Source organism: Bariatricus sp. HCP28S3_A4, from assembly GCF_052066395.1.
Lineage (GTDB): Bacteria > Bacillota > Clostridia > Lachnospirales > Lachnospiraceae > Allocoprococcus.
The window spans coordinates 48,359-65,480 of sequence record NZ_JBQHSE010000001.1; the positions used below are offsets into that span (position 1 = coordinate 48,359).

18 protein-coding genes are annotated in these 17,122 nt (G+C 46.1%); 4 read left to right on the plus strand and 14 right to left on the minus strand.

Annotated features, from left to right (window positions below; translation table 11 throughout):
- Positions 1–85: 85 nt before the first annotated feature.
- From prfA to rho, 5 genes are all read right to left on the minus strand, one after another.
- Positions 86–1,159 (minus strand): peptide chain release factor 1, encoded by a 1,074-nt coding sequence (gene prfA, locus ACTNBF_RS00225; protein WP_441016172.1) that lies wholly within the window; start codon positions 1,157–1,159, stop codon positions 86–88.
- A 36-nt stretch (positions 1,160–1,195) separates the two neighbouring features.
- Positions 1,196–2,143, minus strand: coding sequence for a peptide chain release factor N(5)-glutamine methyltransferase (gene prmC, locus ACTNBF_RS00230; RefSeq protein ID WP_441088567.1), 948 nt, complete (start codon positions 2,141–2,143; stop codon positions 1,196–1,198).
- Positions 2,106–3,071: a DUF1385 domain-containing protein gene (locus ACTNBF_RS00235; protein WP_427805589.1), complete on the minus strand. Its 966-nt coding sequence runs from the start codon at positions 3,069–3,071 to the stop codon at positions 2,106–2,108. Before ACTNBF_RS00235 ends, prmC begins: the two co-directional genes overlap by 38 nt.
- A 129-nt stretch (positions 3,072–3,200) precedes the next feature.
- Positions 3,201–3,401, minus strand: a complete 201-nt coding sequence (gene rpmE, locus ACTNBF_RS00240; protein ID WP_427805588.1) for a 50S ribosomal protein L31 — start codon at positions 3,399–3,401, stop codon at positions 3,201–3,203.
- 131 nt (positions 3,402–3,532) lie between these two features.
- Entirely contained in the window at positions 3,533–4,864 is a 1,332-nt protein-coding gene (gene rho, locus ACTNBF_RS00245; protein WP_427805587.1) for a transcription termination factor Rho, read from the minus strand.
- Between the two features lie 292 nt (positions 4,865–5,156).
- Between rho and ACTNBF_RS00250 the strand changes: the two genes are divergently transcribed.
- The 3 genes from ACTNBF_RS00250 to ACTNBF_RS00260 are packed head-to-tail and all read left to right on the plus strand — an operon-like array spanning position 5,157 to position 7,773.
- Entirely contained in the window at positions 5,157–6,305 is a 1,149-nt protein-coding gene (locus tag ACTNBF_RS00250) for an NAD(P)-dependent malic enzyme (RefSeq protein WP_441088568.1), read from the plus strand.
- A 3-nt stretch (positions 6,306–6,308) separates the two neighbouring features.
- Positions 6,309–7,247 carry a TIGR01212 family radical SAM protein gene (locus ACTNBF_RS00255; RefSeq protein ID WP_441088569.1) on the plus strand — a complete coding sequence of 313 codons (939 nt, stop codon included), beginning with the start codon at positions 6,309–6,311 and terminating at the stop codon, positions 7,245–7,247.
- 13 nt (positions 7,248–7,260) lie between these two features.
- On the plus strand, positions 7,261–7,773 hold the full coding sequence (locus tag ACTNBF_RS00260) for a DUF4364 family protein (protein ID WP_427820504.1): 513 nt from the start codon (positions 7,261–7,263) through the stop codon (positions 7,771–7,773).
- An 87-nt stretch (positions 7,774–7,860) separates the two neighbouring features.
- Here the strand turns inward: ACTNBF_RS00260 and ACTNBF_RS00265 are convergent, their stop codons facing one another.
- The 7 genes from ACTNBF_RS00265 to ACTNBF_RS00295 all read right to left on the minus strand — a co-directional run bounded on the left by ACTNBF_RS00265 (position 7,861) and on the right by ACTNBF_RS00295 (position 13,669).
- The gene (locus tag ACTNBF_RS00265; protein WP_441024557.1) at positions 7,861–8,712 is read right to left on the minus strand and encodes a sensor histidine kinase; all 852 of its coding nucleotides are present in this window, start codon (positions 8,710–8,712) and stop codon (positions 7,861–7,863) included.
- The gene (locus ACTNBF_RS00270) at positions 8,705–9,457 is read right to left on the minus strand and encodes a LytR/AlgR family response regulator transcription factor (RefSeq protein ID WP_441088570.1); all 753 of its coding nucleotides are present in this window, start codon (positions 9,455–9,457) and stop codon (positions 8,705–8,707) included. Before ACTNBF_RS00270 ends, ACTNBF_RS00265 begins: the two co-directional genes overlap by 8 nt.
- A gap of 9 nt (positions 9,458–9,466) precedes the next feature.
- Complete coding sequence (locus tag ACTNBF_RS00275) at positions 9,467–10,387, minus strand: SPFH domain-containing protein (protein WP_427805581.1); 921 nt, start codon at positions 10,385–10,387, stop codon at positions 9,467–9,469.
- A gap of 1 nt (position 10,388) precedes the next feature.
- Positions 10,389–10,868, minus strand: a complete 480-nt coding sequence (locus tag ACTNBF_RS00280) for an NfeD family protein (RefSeq protein WP_441088571.1) — start codon at positions 10,866–10,868, stop codon at positions 10,389–10,391.
- An 80-nt stretch (positions 10,869–10,948) separates the two neighbouring features.
- Positions 10,949–12,265, minus strand: a complete 1,317-nt coding sequence (locus tag ACTNBF_RS00285) for a replication-associated recombination protein A (protein ID WP_441088572.1) — start codon at positions 12,263–12,265, stop codon at positions 10,949–10,951.
- Positions 12,266–12,286: 21 nt separating this feature from the next.
- Complete coding sequence (locus ACTNBF_RS00290; RefSeq protein ID WP_427805578.1) at positions 12,287–13,006, minus strand: tRNA threonylcarbamoyladenosine dehydratase; 720 nt, start codon at positions 13,004–13,006, stop codon at positions 12,287–12,289.
- 15 nt (positions 13,007–13,021) lie between these two features.
- Entirely contained in the window at positions 13,022–13,669 is a 648-nt protein-coding gene (locus ACTNBF_RS00295; RefSeq protein WP_427820509.1) for a polysaccharide deacetylase family protein, read from the minus strand.
- A gap of 179 nt (positions 13,670–13,848) precedes the next feature.
- Between ACTNBF_RS00295 and ACTNBF_RS00300 the strand changes: the two genes are divergently transcribed.
- A complete protein-coding gene (locus ACTNBF_RS00300) occupies positions 13,849–15,207 on the plus strand; it encodes an MATE family efflux transporter (protein ID WP_427805576.1) in 1,359 nt (452 codons plus the stop codon).
- 65 nt (positions 15,208–15,272) lie between these two features.
- Here the strand turns inward: ACTNBF_RS00300 and ACTNBF_RS00305 are convergent, their stop codons facing one another.
- The gene (locus tag ACTNBF_RS00305; RefSeq protein ID WP_441016180.1) at positions 15,273–16,421 is read right to left on the minus strand and encodes an iron-containing alcohol dehydrogenase; all 1,149 of its coding nucleotides are present in this window, start codon (positions 16,419–16,421) and stop codon (positions 15,273–15,275) included.
- Between the two features lie 103 nt (positions 16,422–16,524).
- A complete protein-coding gene (locus ACTNBF_RS00310; RefSeq protein ID WP_427805574.1) occupies positions 16,525–17,121 on the minus strand; it encodes a flavin reductase family protein in 597 nt (198 codons plus the stop codon).
- Position 17,122 lies beyond the last annotated feature (1 nt).

Consider the following 17,122-nt stretch of genomic DNA (forward strand, 5'->3'; position numbering starts at 1 on the left):
AAACCACATAGCCGTATCGCATACAGTCTATGTGGTCTCTCGTTATTTCACGTTCACGTTTTAATATATAGGATTTGCTCTATACTTAATTCTCATTCATCTTCGTCAGCTTCGCTGCCTGGTCAGCCGCAATCAGACTGTCAATGATTTCATCCAGATCTCCGTTCATAATCGTATCAAGTTTATGCAACGTGAGCTTAATTCTGTGATCCGTCACGCGTCCCTGCGGGAAGTTATAGGTACGGATCTTCTCGGAACGGTCACCGGTTCCGATCTGGCTTCTTCTTGCCTCGGCTTCTGCCGACTGCTGCTTCTCCAGTTCCAGCTCATACAGTTTAGAACGCAGAAGACGGAAAGCCTTTTCCTTATTCTGAAGCTGTGATTTCTCGGTCTGGCTGTAAATGACAATTCCTGTCGGGTAGTGGGTCAGACGAACCGCAGAGTCCGTTGTGTTGACGCACTGTCCACCATTTCCGGAAGCACGCATAACGTCAATACGGATATCTTTCTCATCGATCACAACATCCACTTCTTCCGCTTCCGGCATAACTGCTACCGTGATCGTTGATGTATGGATACGTCCGCCGCTTTCCGTCTCCGGTACACGCTGTACTCGATGTACACCGCTTTCGTATTTCATACGGGAATATGCTCCCTGCCCGGTTAACATGAACACAACTTCCTTAAAACCGCCGATCCCATTTTCACTTAAGGAAATGATCTCACTTTTCCAGCGTCGGTTGTCCGCGTAATGGATATACATGCGGTAGATCTCTGCAGCGAAAAGTGCTGCTTCATCTCCGCCCGCTCCTGCACGAATCTCCACGATAACGTTTTTGTCATCGTTCGGATCTTTCGGTAACAGCAGGATTTTCAGTTCCTGCTCTAATTCTTCGATTCTCTTTTTGGAGTCATTCAGCTCTTCTTTTGCCAGTTCCTTCATCTCTTCGTCGCTTTCTTCTTCCAGCATAAGAAGGCTGTCCTCTATATTCTGCTTACAACTCTTATATTCCTTATATGCCTCAACAATCGGGGTCAGATCATTCTGTTCCTTCATGAGCTTGCGGAAACGATTCTGGTCATTCACCACATCCGGTTCCTGCAGTTCGCCCATAATCTCTTCATAGCGGATCAGCAAATCCTCTAATTTGTCAAACATATTATTCTCCTCCTGCTATCAGCTTAGTCTCAGCCTTTATGATTCTATTTTACTATTCTCTCCTGAAATATTGTACACGCCGGAAACGACCCGGTCAAGACCTGCCAAATCCTTTTGTGTATGTATTTTCTCAAATCCGGCCTCACGAAGCAGCTCTTCGACCGCTTCCTTCTGATCATGGCCGATCTCCAGATACAAATACCCGCCATCTTTCAGATACTTTCTGCTCTCTTCCGCCAGAATCCGATAGAAATAAAGTCCGTCTTCCCGTCCGTCCAACGCGATAAACGGATCATATTTCTGCACTTCTTCTTCCAATCCCCCGATTACTGCGGTCGGTATATAAGGCGGATTAGAAACGATGATGTCGAATTGCCCCTGTATTTCGGAAAACATATCGCTCTTAATAAATTCCACATCAGCTCCCAGTCTGCGGGCATTTTCTCTTGCAACTGCAAGCGCCTCTTCCGAGACATCCACTGCAGCGCAGACCAGTTCCGGATTTCTTTTCTTCATACTGATAATAATACAGCCGGATCCTGTGCACATATCCAGCACTTCTATATTCCCCGGAATCTCTCTTCGAATCAGCTCTTCTGGAAATTCTTCTCTCGCCTCATCGCCAAATTCCTCGCCTCTGATCCGCGGAGAGTTCTCCGCCTCTTCCACCAGGATCTCGGTATCCTGCCTGGGAATCAGCACATGCTCATTGACCATAAATGCCATTCCCATAAATTCCTGAATCCCGGTCAGATGCTGAACCGGTATTCTCTGAAGCCGTTTCCCGATCAATTCAAAATACTGCTTTTCATCTTCAGGATCCATTTCATCGAATCCGTCCACATAATATCGGGTGCGGTTCATTCCCGTCACATGTTCCATCAGGATCCAGGCATCACTCTCTGCATCTGAAATCTGATTTTCATTTAGATTCCGTACTGCTTTTTTATATGCTTCCTGATACGTCACTTGTCTCTTCTCCATCCTGCCATCCGAAATTCTTACGCAGATACTCTTTCCAGTCAAATACCGCTTCAACGGAAGCGATTCCCACCTGAATCATCTCATCATTCGGCTCCTTAGTTGTCAGATGCTGCAGCATGAGTCCCGGTTTACTCAAGATACAGACAATCGGGTTATTACTGTTCCCGGCCCATTTGATCAGCTCATACGAAATACCGGCAATGATCGGAAGCAGCGCAATTCTCACGATCACCCGCATGACAACAGAATCAACCCTTACAAAAAACAGTAGTACGATTCCGACAATCATGACAAACAGCATGAAACTGGTTCCACATCTTTTATGTTCCTTGGAACTCTTGCGGACATTTTCCACGGTAAGCGGAAGCCCATGCTCAATACAATTGATACATTTGTGTTCTGCGCCATGATACTGATACAGTCTCCGGATATCCTTCATCAAAGAAATGGCTGCTACATACCCGACAAAAATTGCAATTCGGACCACACCTTCCAGAATCAGCCGTACCGTATAAGATGGCACCCATTTTTTCAGAAAATCAGATATAAAATAAGGGAGCACCATGAAGATGCCGATCGCCAGAACAAACGATACCACCATTGTCAAAGCCATCAGAAGATCCTCCTGCTTTTTGGCCTTCTTCTCCTCCGCTTCTGTCCGTTCCCGCGCTTCTTCTTCCTCTTCATAGAATCCTGCGGACCAGTTCAGCGTGCTCATTCCGAGTACCATGGAATCCACAAAATTAAACACACCGCGTATGAACGGAATCTTCGTAAGTGCCGACCATTTACCAGTGACACTTCTGTAGTTGTCTTTTTTGATCTCTATTTCTCCGTCAGGCTTCCTTACCGCAACTGCGTAAGTATCACGATTCTTCATCATGACACCTTCCAGAACTGCCTGCCCTCCAATATTGGATGATTTCATCTTATTTCCTTTCCATCATACAAATCCATGTAAACCTTATAGAGAAAACAGGCTGAGATTCTGAAAACCTCAGCCTGCTGATATCTTACAGTATGAAAGCTTCGATAAGCTTTCTTCCTATTCCGGATATTATTTAATTCCGTATTTCTTATTGAACTTATCAACACGGCCACGAGCCTGAGTTGCTTTCTGCTGTCCTGTGTAGAACGGATGACACTTAGAGCAGATTTCTACATGGATATCTTTGCTTGTAGATCCTGTTACAAATGTATTTCCGCAGTTGCAGGTTACAGTTGCCTGATGATATGCTGGATGGATTCCTTCTTTCATGATTTTCACCTCTTCTTAGTTTATTCGTTTTACGCGTTCAACGCGGCTAATTGTCTATAAACAGCTTTCTTATTGTAGCACACTTCATGTGCAAATGCAAGTTTTTTCATTTAAAATTATTAACCAAATTCTTAAATGCATTTCATTTTCTTGACCATCTGAACAAACTCGGCATTGTTCTTTGTCCGGTCAAACAGATTCAGGATATTGTCCACAGCTTCATCCGGCTTCATGCCGTTCAGTGCGCGGCGCATAATATCAACCGCCTCCTGCTCTTCTGTGCTGAGGAGCAGGTCATCTCTTCTGGTTCCGGATTTCGGAATGTCGATTGCCGGGAAGATTCTCTTCTCAGACAGCTTTCTGTCGAGAACAAGCTCCATATTACCGGTTCCTTTGAATTCCTCGTAAATCACATCATCCATCTTACTTCCGGTATCAACGAGCGCTGTGGCAAGAATTGTAAGGCTTCCGCCTTCCCTCATATTTCTGGCCGCACCGAAGAAACGCTTCGGCATATGGAGTGCAGCCGGATCCAGACCACCGGACAGTGTTCGCCCGCTTGGCGGAACAACCAGATTGTACGCTCGAGCCAGTCTTGTAATACTGTCCAGAAGGATCATAACATCTTTCTTATGCTCTACCAGTCTCTTCGCACGCTCGATTACCATCTCTGAGACTCTCTTGTGATGTTCCGGCAATTCATCAAATGTAGAATAGATCACCTCCACATTATCGCCTTCAATCGCTTCCTTAATATCGGTTACTTCTTCCGGTCTCTCATCGATCAGAAGAATCAGAAGATGAACCTCCGGATTGTTCTTTCTGACAGACAGTGCAACCTGTTTCAGAAGCGTTGTCTTACCGGCTTTCGGCGGCGACACGATCATACCTCTCTGTCCTTTTCCAATCGGGGACAGCAGATCCATAACACGCATGGAGGTGCTTGTCCGCCCTGTCTCAAGGCTCAGCCTCTTATTCGGGAAAATCGGTGTCATATCCTCAAAATTTCTCCGTTTTGCAGCTTCTGCCGGAGAAACGCCGTTGATCTGTGTCAGATACAGGAGTGCACTGAACTTTTCCTGCATTGTCTTCACTCTGGTGTTACCGGTCAGGATATCGCCCGTCTTAAGTCCGAACCTGCGGATCTGAGACGGAGACACATAAACATCATCCTCACCGGGAAGATAATTCTTGGAACGTATAAAGCCATACCCGTCCGGCATTACTTCCAGAATTCCATTTACGGTGCGTCCGCTGTCAAGTTGTTCAATATCCACGTTACTGCCCTGCTTCTCATTCTTGATCTCTTCCTTGACCTCTTTTGCATTTTCTTTATCATCTTCATTCAGCATCGCTTCGATGAGCTCCGCCTTCTTTAATGTAGAAATTCCTTTTAAACCTCTTGCCTTGGCAAGCTCTTTTAACGTAGCAAGCGGCAAAGATTCATACTTTTCTCGCGTCATGTTCTATATTACCTCCTCTAAAAATATTTATCATTCATATATCAAAATTATTAAGTAACCTATTCTTCTCTCAAGGGAAAATCTGTGGATATGACTTCAAATCGTTCACTGAATCAGCTATTACACGGTATATAGCCAAAAGGATGATTGAATATAGTATACCTTATTTTTTACAAATTGAAAAGCATTATTTTCAATTGCTTTACTCTCTCAAGAATGTTATCATAAGAAGTAAGTTTCAAAAACAAATATCTGAGCAGAATTTTACTGCCCAGTCGAGGAGGATAATGACATGTCAATAAGTGAAAAAGCATTGGAAATGCATGAAAAATGGAACGGTAAGATTGAAACAACTGCTAAATCACACGTGAATTCGCGCGAAGATCTGGCAATCGCCTACACTCCGGGTGTAGCTGAACCTTGTAAAGTGATCGCCAAAGATAAGGAAGCAGCTTACAAATATACGATAAAGGCAAATACGATCGCCGTAGTTTCTGACGGAAGTGCTGTCCTCGGTCTCGGAAATATCGGAGCCCATGCCGCTATGCCGGTTATGGAAGGAAAAGCGGTTCTCTTCAAAGAATTCGGCGGTGTCAACGCAGTTCCGATCTGTCTGGATACCCAGGACACCGAAGAGATCATTAAAACAGTGGTAAATATTGCGCCTGCATTTGGCGGTATCAATCTGGAAGATATCTCTGCACCGCGTTGTTTTGAGATTGAAAGCCGACTGAAAGAACTTCTTGATATCCCGGTCTTCCATGATGACCAGCACGGTACAGCCATCGTTGTGCTCGCCGGAATCATCAACGCACTCAAAGTAACCGGCAAGAAGATGGAAGAATGCAAGGTTGTGGTAAACGGTGCCGGCAGCGCCGGTGTGGCGATCACAAAGCTCCTTCTCACCTATGGTTTCCCGGATATCACCATGTGCGACATCAACGGAATCATTTCCGAGAATTCTCCGAATCTGAACTGGATGCAGCAGGAAATGGCGAAGCTCACCAACCTTTCCGGTGCAGCCGGAACACTTGCAGATGTCCTCAAAGGCGCCGATATCTTCGTCGGAGTTTCCGCACCGAACATTGTCACAAAAGAAATGGTTGCATCCATGAATCCGGATGCCATTCTTTTCGCAATGGCCAATCCGGTTCCGGAAATCATGCCGGATCTTGCCAAGGAAGCCGGTGCAAAGGTAGTCGGAACAGGACGTTCTGATTTCCCGAATCAGGTGAATAACGTCATCGCATTCCCAGGCATTTTCAAAGGTGCTCTGGAAGGACGTGCCACACAGATCACGGAAGAAATGAAGCTTGCAACTGCAAAAGCAATCGCCGGTCTTGTTTCAGACGAAGAACTGAACGAGAATAATATTCTTCCGGAAGCATTTGACCCGCGGGTGGCAGATGTTGTCAGCAAAGCGGTCAAGGCACTGATCTAATCGATGACGGAGCGGAGATTCTGGGGAGAAAAACGATATTTCTCCCTGGATTACTATCTGAAGACAACCTATGGCGAGAAGCTCTATAAGGTTTCATTAAACGGCGGCTGTACCTGTCCGAACCGTGACGGGACCTGCGGTGAACGGGGCTGCATCTTCTGCAGTGAAGGGGGTTCCGGAGATTTTGCCGCCTCGCCTGCCCTGACGATTCGGGAACAGCTCGAAGAAGGGAAAGCACTTATTCGGCGCAAACAGACCGGTAACGGATACATCGCCTATTTCCAGGCATACACGAACACCTATGCTCCGCTGGAACATCTCCGAAAGATCTTTTACGAGGCGATTCTGGAACCGGACGTAAGGATCCTTTCCGTCGCCACCAGACCAGATTGTTTAAGCGACGAGATTCTTGCACTTCTCGATGAACTGAATCGGATCAAACCGGTATGGATCGAGCTTGGGCTGCAGACCATCCATCCCGAGAGCGCGCGTTTCATACGTCGTGGTTACGATCTGAAAGTATTTGAAAATGCCGCAGAGGCATTGATACGACTTAACATTTCGGTTATCGTACATGTGATCCTGTTTCTTCCCGGAGAATCTCCTGCGCAGATGCTGGATACCATCCGATACTTGAACCGGATCCCCATTCAGGGTATTAAACTGCAGCTCCTTCACATATTAAAACATACGGATCTGGCAGATTATTATCAGGAACATCCCTTCTCCGTTCCTTCCATGGAAGAATACTTTGACGTTCTTGGTATGTGCATCTCCAATCTTCGTCCGGATATTGTAATACACCGGCTCACCGGAGACGGCCCCAAATCACTTCTGATCGAGCCGCTCTGGACCGGGAATAAAAGGCTGGTTCTGAACTCCATGCAGAAATACCTGAAAGGCAACGATATCTGGCAGGGAAAAGAGTATATTGATTTATAAGGAGGACGACATCATGTCTGAAACTTTCACACTATATAAACTGATCATTCTGTATATGCTGGACAAGGTGGATTTTCCGCTTACCAACGCACAGATTTCAGAATTCATACTGAACAAAGGATATACGACCTATTTCAAGCTTCAGCAGGCACTTTCCGAACTTACGGAAGCGGAACTTATCCGGGAAGAGACTTCCCACAACCGTACCCTTTATCATCTGACAGAAGACGGTGCCCAGTCCATCCAGTATTTCAAAAACAATATCTCCCGCTCTATACGAGAAGATATCGACAATTATTTACGCGAGAAAAAATATGATCTCAAAAATGAGGTTGCTGTAAAGGCCGATTATTACCGAAACACATCCCGGGAATTCTCAGTCAGATGCCAGGTTCTGGAAGACGAACTTCCTCTGATCGACCTGACGCTCTCTGTTCCAAGCGAAGCCGAAGCCGAAGCCATCGTCACAAACTGGCAGAAAAAGAATCAGGAAATCTATGCCTGGCTCATGGCAAATCTGCTGTAAGCCAATATAATACACAAAAAAACGGTGCCCGAATCCGGAGGTTTTGATCCATTGTCCTCCTTTTCGGACACCGCTTTTTTTATTCATTTACACGACTACACGAAAACAGATATAATTCCGTTCATCGATAAAATCCGTACTCACCGTAATCTCACCGCCGTACCGCTCACTGAGCAGCTTTGCATTATAAAGACCAAGTCCCCGCTTCCCGTCTTCACTTTTTGTAGAAAACCCTTTTTCAAAGAAACGTCCGATATTCTCCAGCTTGACATTCCTCATACGGTTTTTGATAGTGAAGACAACCCGGTCATTTTCGGAATCCAGTTCCATGATAACCCGGTTCAGTTCCTCCGTGCATGCTTCATAAGCATTATCAACCAGCGTTCCGATGATCTCGATCAGATGATGTTCGGATATCCCGGAGAGGATTTCCAGATTCTTCACCACGATTTCCGTCTTCACATAAGATGGTGCCCGCACGATCTTGCTGTATAAAAAGCCTGCAAGCACTTTATCACTGATCTTGAGGAGCGGAAGATACATCCGGTTCTCATCATCCTTCACTGCTTCCATGATATATTGTGACTGCCGTTCCACAAGCTCATCATAATTGTCCACCGTAAGATGCATGTTTAAAATGGCATTGATCTGGTTGTCGAATTCGTGCTGTCTCGCCCGGATCTCTTTCACCAGTTCCTCAAGCGGCTGAATGTAGAGTTGATACAGGCGCAGTTCCTGCTCTTTTTGCTGCATAATCAGATAATTCTTTCTCCAGTCAACGATTCCCCATATGATGACCACCACCATCAGAACGAACATGACAAATACCCGATAGTCAAAGGTCCCGCTGTACAGGAAATCCACGACCAGATAGACCGATACAAGCAATGCGATCACACAGAAAATACGGTATAAAAACTTTCTCACCCAATCAATCATTTATTATTCTCCCCATTTCCGCTTTATATGTCACGCCGATTTCAACTGTATCACTGCAGTTTCTCAATTTAATCACCCGATTCACGGTATCAATGTACTCAATCTCCTGCCGGTTCACGGCAAACATCCGGTGCGACTGCACAAACATTTCTTTCGGCAGCTTCTGCATCATCTGCTTCAGCGTTACATATGGTACTTTCCAGTTTTCACCCCTCATGTGAATGCAGATTCCGCGCGGAACTGCTTCAATATAGCGAATGTCCTGACATTTCACCTGATAGTTAATTCCATCCTTTTTTACGATGACTGTCCTCGGCTCCTCCTGTTTTTTATTCACAAGTACTTTTCTTACGACTTCCTCCACCTGTGTACGATCAAAAGGCTTCATAATATATTGATAGCAATGCAGTTCTCGATACGCCTGCATCTCCATTGCTCCCACGGAAGTCACCATCACGATCGGTGTAAACATATACTGGAATTTTTCTCTTACCTCTCTGGCGAAGATAATTCCTCCGATATCCTCTTTCCGGCTTCCGCTTAAGTTTACATCCAGAAGAAAAAGACCATATCGGATATTTTCTTCCAACAGGTCTTTCGCTTCCTTATATGAGGAGGCGGCATGGACCTGAATCTCGGCCGAATACTCATTCAGAATACGGATGAGCGCTTCCATCGAAGCGTGTTCATCTTCCAGAATCAGCACATGTATCATATCCAGCACCTCCCACTCTTCTCTATTCAACTGTCTGCTCTATTCGGAAATAATTTCCTTCGCGCTCTTAACCAGACCTGCAAGTCCCTGGATCTCTGACGGAATGATGATTTTGGTCGCTTTTCCGTCCGCTGCCTTCTCGAAAGCCTCCAGACTCTTGATCCGAAGAACTGCCTCATCGGCCCCCGCTTCACGGAGGAAACGAATACCGTCTGCATTTGCCTGCTGCACTTTGAGGATTGCTTCTGCTTCACCTTCGGCTTCCTTGATCCTCTTTTCCTTCTCTGCTTCCGCCTGAAGGATCGCCGCCTGCTTCTCAGCCTCCGCTTTCAGAATTACAGATTCCTTCTCACCTTCTGCAACAAGGACGGTAGATTTCTTCTCTCCTTCTGCTCTCAGGATTGCTTCACGACGTTCACGTTCCGCCTTCATCTGCTTCTCCATCGCATCCTGGATCGCTGCCGGTGGAATAATGTTCTTCAGCTCCACGCGATTGACCTTGATTCCCCACGGATCCGTTGCCACATCAAGAGATGCTCGCATCTTTGTATTGATCGTCTCTCGGGATGTCAGTGTCTGGTCCAGTTCCAGTTCACCGATGATATTTCGAAGTGTTGTTGCCGTCAGATTCTCAATTGCCATAATTGGATTTGCCACACCATAGCAGTACAGCTTCGGATCTGTAACCTGATAGAATACAACGGTATCAATTCGCATCGTTACATTATCTTTCGTGATAACCGGCTGTGGATCAAAATCAACGACCTGTTCCTTCAGATCGACTCTTCTTGCAACGCGGTCGATCAGCGGAAGTTTAAAATGAAGCCCTACACTCCAGGTCGCCTGATACGCACCAAGCCGTTCTACGACCAGCGCCTTTGCCTGCGGAACGATCTTCACACAAGAGATCAATACCAGTAAAATAATCACAAAAATCGTTGCTAAAATAATGAATCCCATATTAAACCTCCTTGTATCGTCTGACTATTAATTTAACTCCGGAAATATCAACCACTTTTGCAATGGTTCCGGCTTCCAGGATCTCTTCATCCTTCTCCGATCGCACCGTCCATTCCTGCCCATTGACCACCGCCATTCCGGTCTGGCTTATGTTGTCCACTCTTTCGGCAATCCGGATCGTCTTGCCGATGATTCCTTCATAGTTGGTCTTCTCTCTCCTGCTGTTGATGCATTTCACCGCGAACGGTCTCGTGAAAAACAACAACAGAAACGTGACTGCAAAAAACGCGACGACCTGAACAAGAAACGGAAATTTCAGAATGTTCAGAATCAGCGCCACAAGCGCGCCTCCGGCAGCCCAGATACTGGTCAGTCCCACCGTAATGATCTCGACTACCAGAAGGATGATCAGAAGAACCAGCCATGCAATGGTAATATAACTGTCTTCCAGTACCATCTCATCACTTCCTTCCTGTTGCATACATCGTATCAGAGTTTCCCCCGATGTTCAACTGATATTGCGTGAATCGGGCGATTTCCTGTTTCAATGAAGTGTCCTGGCTATTTTTCATGAAGCCAGCGCATATGTTCCTTGATCTTTGCTTCATAACCGTTATCTCCGGGTTCATAGAACACCTCTCCTTTGATCTCATCCGGAAGGTACTGCTGTTCTACATAGTGCTTCGGATAATCATGCGCGTAACGATATCCCACACCATGTCCCAGATTTTGGGAGCCCTTATAATGCGCATCCTGCAGATGCGGCGGAACCGTCGTTTTCACCCGTTTTACGTTATCCATGGCTGCAGAAACGGCATTGTATGCCGCATTACTCTTTGGTGCAGTCGCCACATACAGCACCGCCTGTGACAAGATAATCTGTGCCTCCGGCATTCCGATCCGCTCTACAGCCTGAGCCGCAGAAACGGCAACCGTAAGAGCCATGGGGTCTGCATTTCCCACATCTTCCGACGCACAGATCATGATCCGGCGGGCAATAAACTTGATATCTTCTCCCGCATACAGCATTTTGGCCAGATAATAAACTGCCGCATCCGGATCAGACCCTCGCATGCTTTTGATAAATGCCGAGATCGTGTCATAGTGGTTATCGCCGGTCTTGTCATACCGCACAACCCGCTTCTGAATACACTCCGAAACCACATCCAGCGTAAGATGAATCCATCCGTCATCGCTCCGGCTTGTAGTCAGAATCCCCAGTTCCACTGCATTTAATGCAAGTCTCGCATCTCCTCCCGACAAATCGGCCAGAAAATGCAGCGCGTCTTCGTCGATCTTTGCATGGTAGCTGCCCATTCCCTTCTGACTGTCCTTCACCGCTCTCAGGATCAAAGTTTCAACATCCTCCGTGGAAAGCGGCTTTAATTCAAAAATACTGGAGCGAGAGATCAGCGCACTGTTTACTTCAAAATATGGATTTTCCGTTGTGGCCCCGATCAGGATCAGGGTTCCGTCCTCCACAAAAGGAAGCAGATAATCCTGCTGGCTTTTATTGAAACGATGGATCTCATCCACAAACAGAATCGTCTTTCTCTGATACATGCCGTAAATTTGTTTTGCTTTGTTTACGACCTCTTCCATATCTTTTTTCCCGGCCACCGTAGCATTGATCTGCGTAAATTCGGCGCTTGTCGTATTTGCAATCACTTTCGCGAGCGTCGTTTTCCCCGTTCCGGGCGGGCCGTAGAAAATCACCGAGCTCAGTTTGTCCGCCTTGATCGCACGGTATAACAGTTTGTCCTTCCCGATAATATGCTGCTGTCCAACCACTTCTTCCAGCGTCGTCGGCCGCAGTCTGGATGCGAGCGGAGATTCTTTCTCTTTATTTGTCTCTCTCATATATTCAAACAGATCCATTTTCCATCTCTCCTTTGTATTCTACACAAGTCCTGCCAACTCACGTATTACTTCCCCTGCAATCAGAAGCCCTGCCACCGGAGGGGTAAAGGAAATGCTCCCCGGTATGCTTCTTCGTACTCCGGCATCTTCCCCTGTATCCCTACCCGAAGTATCAATCGGCTTCTCTTTCGAGTATACCACTTTTAAATGGCCGATACCACGATTCTTCAGTTCCTTTCTCATCACTTTACAGAGCGGACAGACACTGGTCTTTGTGATATCCGTTATCTCAAACATCTCCGGATGAAGTTTATTCCCGGTCCCCATACTGCTGATGATCGGTATTCCACGCTTTCTTGCCTCACATACCAGTGTCAGTTTTGCCGTCACTGTATCGATCGCATCTATGATATAATCCGGTCGTTCATCCAATATGTCCCCCAGATTATCGGTCAATACAAATCGCTCATAGGTTCTGACCCGAATCTCCGGGCAAATATCCGCGATTTTCTCTTTCATGACCTCTGTTTTATATCGTCCTTCCGTGCTGTGCAGTGCAATCGACTGGCGATTGATATTCGTAAGCGATACAGTGTCATTATCGATCAAAATCAATGTTCCGACCCCGGATCTCGCCAGCGCCTCCACACAGTGTGAACCGACGCCTCCGATTCCGAATACCATAACCGAAGCCTTTTTCAATCGTTCCATGCCATCCGTCCCCAACAAAAGTTCTGTTCTTGAAAATTCATTTATCATACTCTTTCATCTTTCCTAATTTAATATCAGTTCATCCACCGTCACAAATTCATAGCCTTCCTTCCGGAGCAGGTCTATGATCCGAAGCGCGGCATGTACCGAAGATTTGTAACAGTCATGTAAGAGAATCATATCATTTTCCCGCACATCCGTCACTACTTTATTTACAATTTCATCCTCATTCTCCGTCGTCCAGTCCAACGGATCTACAGTCCACAGAACGGGAATGACATTCATCTCCTTTTCCAGATCCTTCTGCCAGGCACCAAACGGAGGCCGCATGTATTCCGTGGGACGGCCGGTAATTCTTTCCACAGCCTGACTCGTCTTCTCGATCTCTTCTTTTGCTTTTACACTGTCGATCCTCGTGATCTCCACATGATTATACGTATGATTCCCGACAATATGACCTTCTTCATACTCCCTTTTCACCAGTTCCGGATAGCGTTCTACATTGAGGCCGATCACGAAAAAAGTTACTTTTACCCCTCTTTCTTTCAGACCGTCCAGCAAAAGCGGCGTACACGACGGGTGGGGTCCGTCATCAAATGTCAGTGCGATTTTCATTTTTTCTTCTTTCATTTCCTGTACTGCATCTTCCCTGCTGCCGGTTTCCTGCGATCTGCCCTCCCAGATTCCCAGTGCCGTAAACAGCAAAATCATATAACAAATGGTGCAAACAGACTTCCATAACCGGTATTTCAAGCTCCCACCCCGTTTTCCATATTCTCTCTAATATATGAAAATCTCTGATTTCCTATACCTCGGGCATTTCTCTTATTGCAATATACATATTCAATGTTATAATATCAGATAGGTTATCGATACAAAGGAGGAAAATCATGTCAGATTCGACAGGAAAAGAGAATAAAATGGGGGTCATGCCCATACCGAAACTACTGTTCACAATGTCACTTCCTATCATACTTTCCATGCTGGTACAGGCACTTTACAATATTGTTGACAGCATGTTTGTTGCCCGGCTGAATGAAAATGCACTTACCGCCGTTTCACTCACATTTCCCATACAGAACCTGATAATCGCGGTCGCATCGGGTACCGGCGTCGGGATCAACTCACTTCTCTCCAGGAATCTGGGCGAGAAGAACTACGAGGCGGCTGACCGTGCTGCATCCAACGGCTTATTTCTTGGATTTATGAGTTCCCTGGCGTTTGCTGTTCTTGGCGGCCTTTGCTCAGGTGTTTTTTTTCATATTCAGACAACCGATCTGCAGATCGTCCGCTACGGCACACAGTATATGCGAATCATTACGATCTGTTCCATCGGCATTTTCCTGCAGGTTACTTGTGAGAGGCTGCTTCAAGCCACCGGGAAAACGTTCTATGCTATGATCACTCAGGGAACCGGTGCCATTATCAACATCATTTTAGATCCGATTCTGATCTTCGGGTTGTTCGGTTTTCCAAGACTTGAGGTGGCAGGTGCCGCAGTTGCCACGATTATTGGTCAGATGATTGCAGCGGCAATGGCTCTGCTTTTTAACATTACGAAAAACAAAGATATTCATATTCATTTGAAAGGCTTTCGTCCAAACCGTACTGTCATTCTAAATATTTATACAGTCGGGATACCTTCGATTATTATGATGTCCATCGGTTCTGTCATGACGTTTGGCATGAATAAGATTTTATTGATGTTCTCTTCAACAGCAGCCGCTGTATTCGGAGTTTATTTTAAACTTCAAAGCTTTATCTTCATGCCGATCTTCGGTCTGAATAACGGAATGATACCGATCATCGCGTTTAATTACGGTGCGCGTCAGAAAAAAAGAATTCTGCACACGATATGGCTCAGTATCTGCACTGCTGTTACGATTATGCTCTTTGGGCTGGTACTCTTTCAGTGCTTTCCGGATGTCATGCTCCGCATGTTCGATGCTTCTGACCGGATGCTTGAAATCGGCATCCCTGCTCTGCGGATCATCAGCCTCAGTTTTATTTTCGCCGGATTCTGTATCGTATCAGGTTCGGTATTTCAGGCCCTCGGGAACGGCATGTACAGTCTGATCGTCTCTGTTGCAAGGCAGTTATGTGTTATACTGCCTGTTGCCTATTTATTTGCCCGGCTTTTCGGGTTAAATCAGGTGTGGTGGGCAATTCCGATCGCTGAACTTGTGTCGGTCGTACTTTCCGCCTGGTTCCTGAGGCGCATTTATCTCCAAAAAGTCAACCCGCTGTAGTACGATATATAAAAAAATGATATTCCAAAAACAACTTGGTTTCTGGGATATCATTTTTTATACTCCTAAAGTGCTTTGTGGTACAGCATCTCAATATCTTTCTGTGTAGATTGTCTCGGATTTGCCAGAATATTTCCGCTCTTCATTGCATCTGCTGCCATCTGCGGGATCTTGTCTTCTGTCACCCCTACATCGGAAAGTCTGGAAGGAATACCAAGATCCTTCAGAAGCTCGCGCGCTTCGTCAACCAGCATCTCCGGCACAAAATCGACAACCGGTTCGCTTTCCTTGCTGATGTAATTGTAGATCTTCTCATAACGTCCGTGATCTGCAAGTGCGTTGTATTCTACAATCGTCGGAAGCAGGATGGAATTTGCTACTCCGTGCGGCACATGGAAAAATGCGCTGACCGGATGACTCATCGCATGTACATTACCCAGACGTGCCCATGCAAATGCAATTCCTGCGAACATACTTCCTGACATCATTGCGCAGGCTGCTTCTTCATCCTGTCTGTTTGCGACAAAACGGCGGATATTTGCTCCAATCAGTTCCATCGCTTTTTCTGCCATTGCATCGGAAAATGGAGATGCATCGCGGGATGTATATGCTTCCCATGCGTGGATCAGTGCATCCACACCACAGGACGCCGCGATGGATGCCGGCGCTGTCATAATAAGTTCCGGATCGAGAAGTGCATAACTCGGAATCAGTTCATAACTGAATACCGTCAGTTTGTAGTTCCTTGATGTATCTGTGATAACAGAGAAAGCGGTCACTTCACTTCCCGTTCCTGCTGTAGTCGGGATCGCAATGATCGGCACAATCTTGCCCGGTACCTTGTGCGCTCCTTCATATTCTGTGATCTGTCCGCCGAATTTTGCAAGTACACCGACTGCTTTTGCAACGTCCATCGGGCTTCCTCCGCCAAGTGCCACAATACTTGTCGCTTCCGCTTCCTGATATGCTTTTACTGCCGCATTCACGGTATCCACGGAAGGATTCGGCTCTACATCCAGAAATTCTGCCACCTCAATTCCGGATGCCGTAACAATACTCCGCACCTTTTCAACCACTCCCAGCTTCTCAAGTCCCCTGTCAGAAACCAGCAGCATTTTAGCCGATCCGTTTTTTTTCAGCAATTCCGGAAGTCTCTTTAAACTTCCCATTCCAAAAATAATATCCTGTGGTACTGTAAACGTAAAATTCTTCATTTTTTCCGCTCCTTTTCTAAAAAAAGGGCGGAACTGCTTCTTCACAGTCTCGCCCTTGAGATTTACTCAAACAGCATATACCCTGACGCCTTTCTTTGTCAAGCTATTTCCTTTTATTCTCTTTCTTTTTCTTCTTGATCTTTTTTCTCACACTATAGCCAAAAGTTCCCAGTAGTCTTCCAAGACTGAAATACTGCCCGTGGACGTAAACCAGCGGCTTTGTCTTCTCAAGCGCGAACCGGTTCGACTCGTCCATGTAGGCATCATCCACATGAACCGCAAGGACCTCTGCCAAAAACATATGATGTGAACCAAGTTCTTCTTTTTTTACCACTCTGCATTCAATATTGACCGGACTTTCCTTGATCAACGGTGCTTTTACATACTGCGCTTCATCCGGAGTCAAATGCATTTCTTTAAATTTGTCCACATCTCTTCCGGAACGCACACCGCAATAATCGCTGGCCTTTGCAAGATCCTCATTCGTCAGATTGATGACAAATTCTCCTGTCTCATCTATCATATGATAAGAATACCGTTCCGGCCGCACGGAAATCGATACCATCGGAGGGTTCGTACAAATCGTTCCTGCCCATGCAACCGTAATGATATTATTCTTCCCGTCCTTGTCCGATACACTGACCATGACCGCCGGTAACGGATACAGCATATTTCCTGCCTTCCAAGTCTGCTTCGCCATA

Excerpts from the sequence above, each read along its gene's own strand:
- prfA (WP_441016172.1), bottom strand. The coding sequence starts at position 1,159 with ATGTTTGACAAATTAGAGGATTTGCTGATCCGCTATGAAGAGATTATG.
- prmC (WP_441088567.1), bottom strand. The coding sequence starts at position 2,143 with ATGGAGAAGAGACAAGTGACGTATCAGGAAGCATATAAAAAAGCAGTA.
- ACTNBF_RS00235 (WP_427805589.1), bottom strand. The coding sequence starts at position 3,071 with ATGAAATCATCCAATATTGGAGGGCAGGCAGTTCTGGAAGGTGTCATG.
- rpmE (WP_427805588.1), bottom strand. The coding sequence starts at position 3,401 with ATGAAAGAAGGAATCCATCCAGCATATCATCAGGCAACTGTAACCTGC.
- rho (WP_427805587.1), bottom strand. The coding sequence starts at position 4,864 with ATGACGCGAGAAAAGTATGAATCTTTGCCGCTTGCTACGTTAAAAGAG.
- ACTNBF_RS00250 (WP_441088568.1), top strand. The coding sequence starts at position 5,157 with ATGTCAATAAGTGAAAAAGCATTGGAAATGCATGAAAAATGGAACGGT.
- ACTNBF_RS00255 (WP_441088569.1), top strand. The coding sequence starts at position 6,309 with ATGACGGAGCGGAGATTCTGGGGAGAAAAACGATATTTCTCCCTGGAT.
- ACTNBF_RS00260 (WP_427820504.1), top strand. The coding sequence starts at position 7,261 with ATGTCTGAAACTTTCACACTATATAAACTGATCATTCTGTATATGCTG.
- ACTNBF_RS00265 (WP_441024557.1), bottom strand. The coding sequence starts at position 8,712 with ATGATTGATTGGGTGAGAAAGTTTTTATACCGTATTTTCTGTGTGATC.
- ACTNBF_RS00275 (WP_427805581.1), bottom strand. The coding sequence starts at position 10,387 with ATGGGATTCATTATTTTAGCAACGATTTTTGTGATTATTTTACTGGTA.
- ACTNBF_RS00280 (WP_441088571.1), bottom strand. The coding sequence starts at position 10,868 with ATGCAACAGGAAGGAAGTGATGAGATGGTACTGGAAGACAGTTATATT.
- ACTNBF_RS00285 (WP_441088572.1), bottom strand. The coding sequence starts at position 12,265 with ATGGATCTGTTTGAATATATGAGAGAGACAAATAAAGAGAAAGAATCT.
- ACTNBF_RS00290 (WP_427805578.1), bottom strand. The coding sequence starts at position 13,006 with ATGATAAATGAATTTTCAAGAACAGAACTTTTGTTGGGGACGGATGGC.
- ACTNBF_RS00295 (WP_427820509.1), bottom strand. The coding sequence starts at position 13,669 with ATGATTTTGCTGTTTACGGCACTGGGAATCTGGGAGGGCAGATCGCAG.
- ACTNBF_RS00300 (WP_427805576.1), top strand. The coding sequence starts at position 13,849 with ATGTCAGATTCGACAGGAAAAGAGAATAAAATGGGGGTCATGCCCATA.
- ACTNBF_RS00305 (WP_441016180.1), bottom strand. The coding sequence starts at position 16,421 with ATGAAGAATTTTACGTTTACAGTACCACAGGATATTATTTTTGGAATG.
- ACTNBF_RS00310 (WP_427805574.1), bottom strand. The coding sequence starts at position 17,121 with ATGGCGAAGCAGACTTGGAAGGCAGGAAATATGCTGTATCCGTTACCG.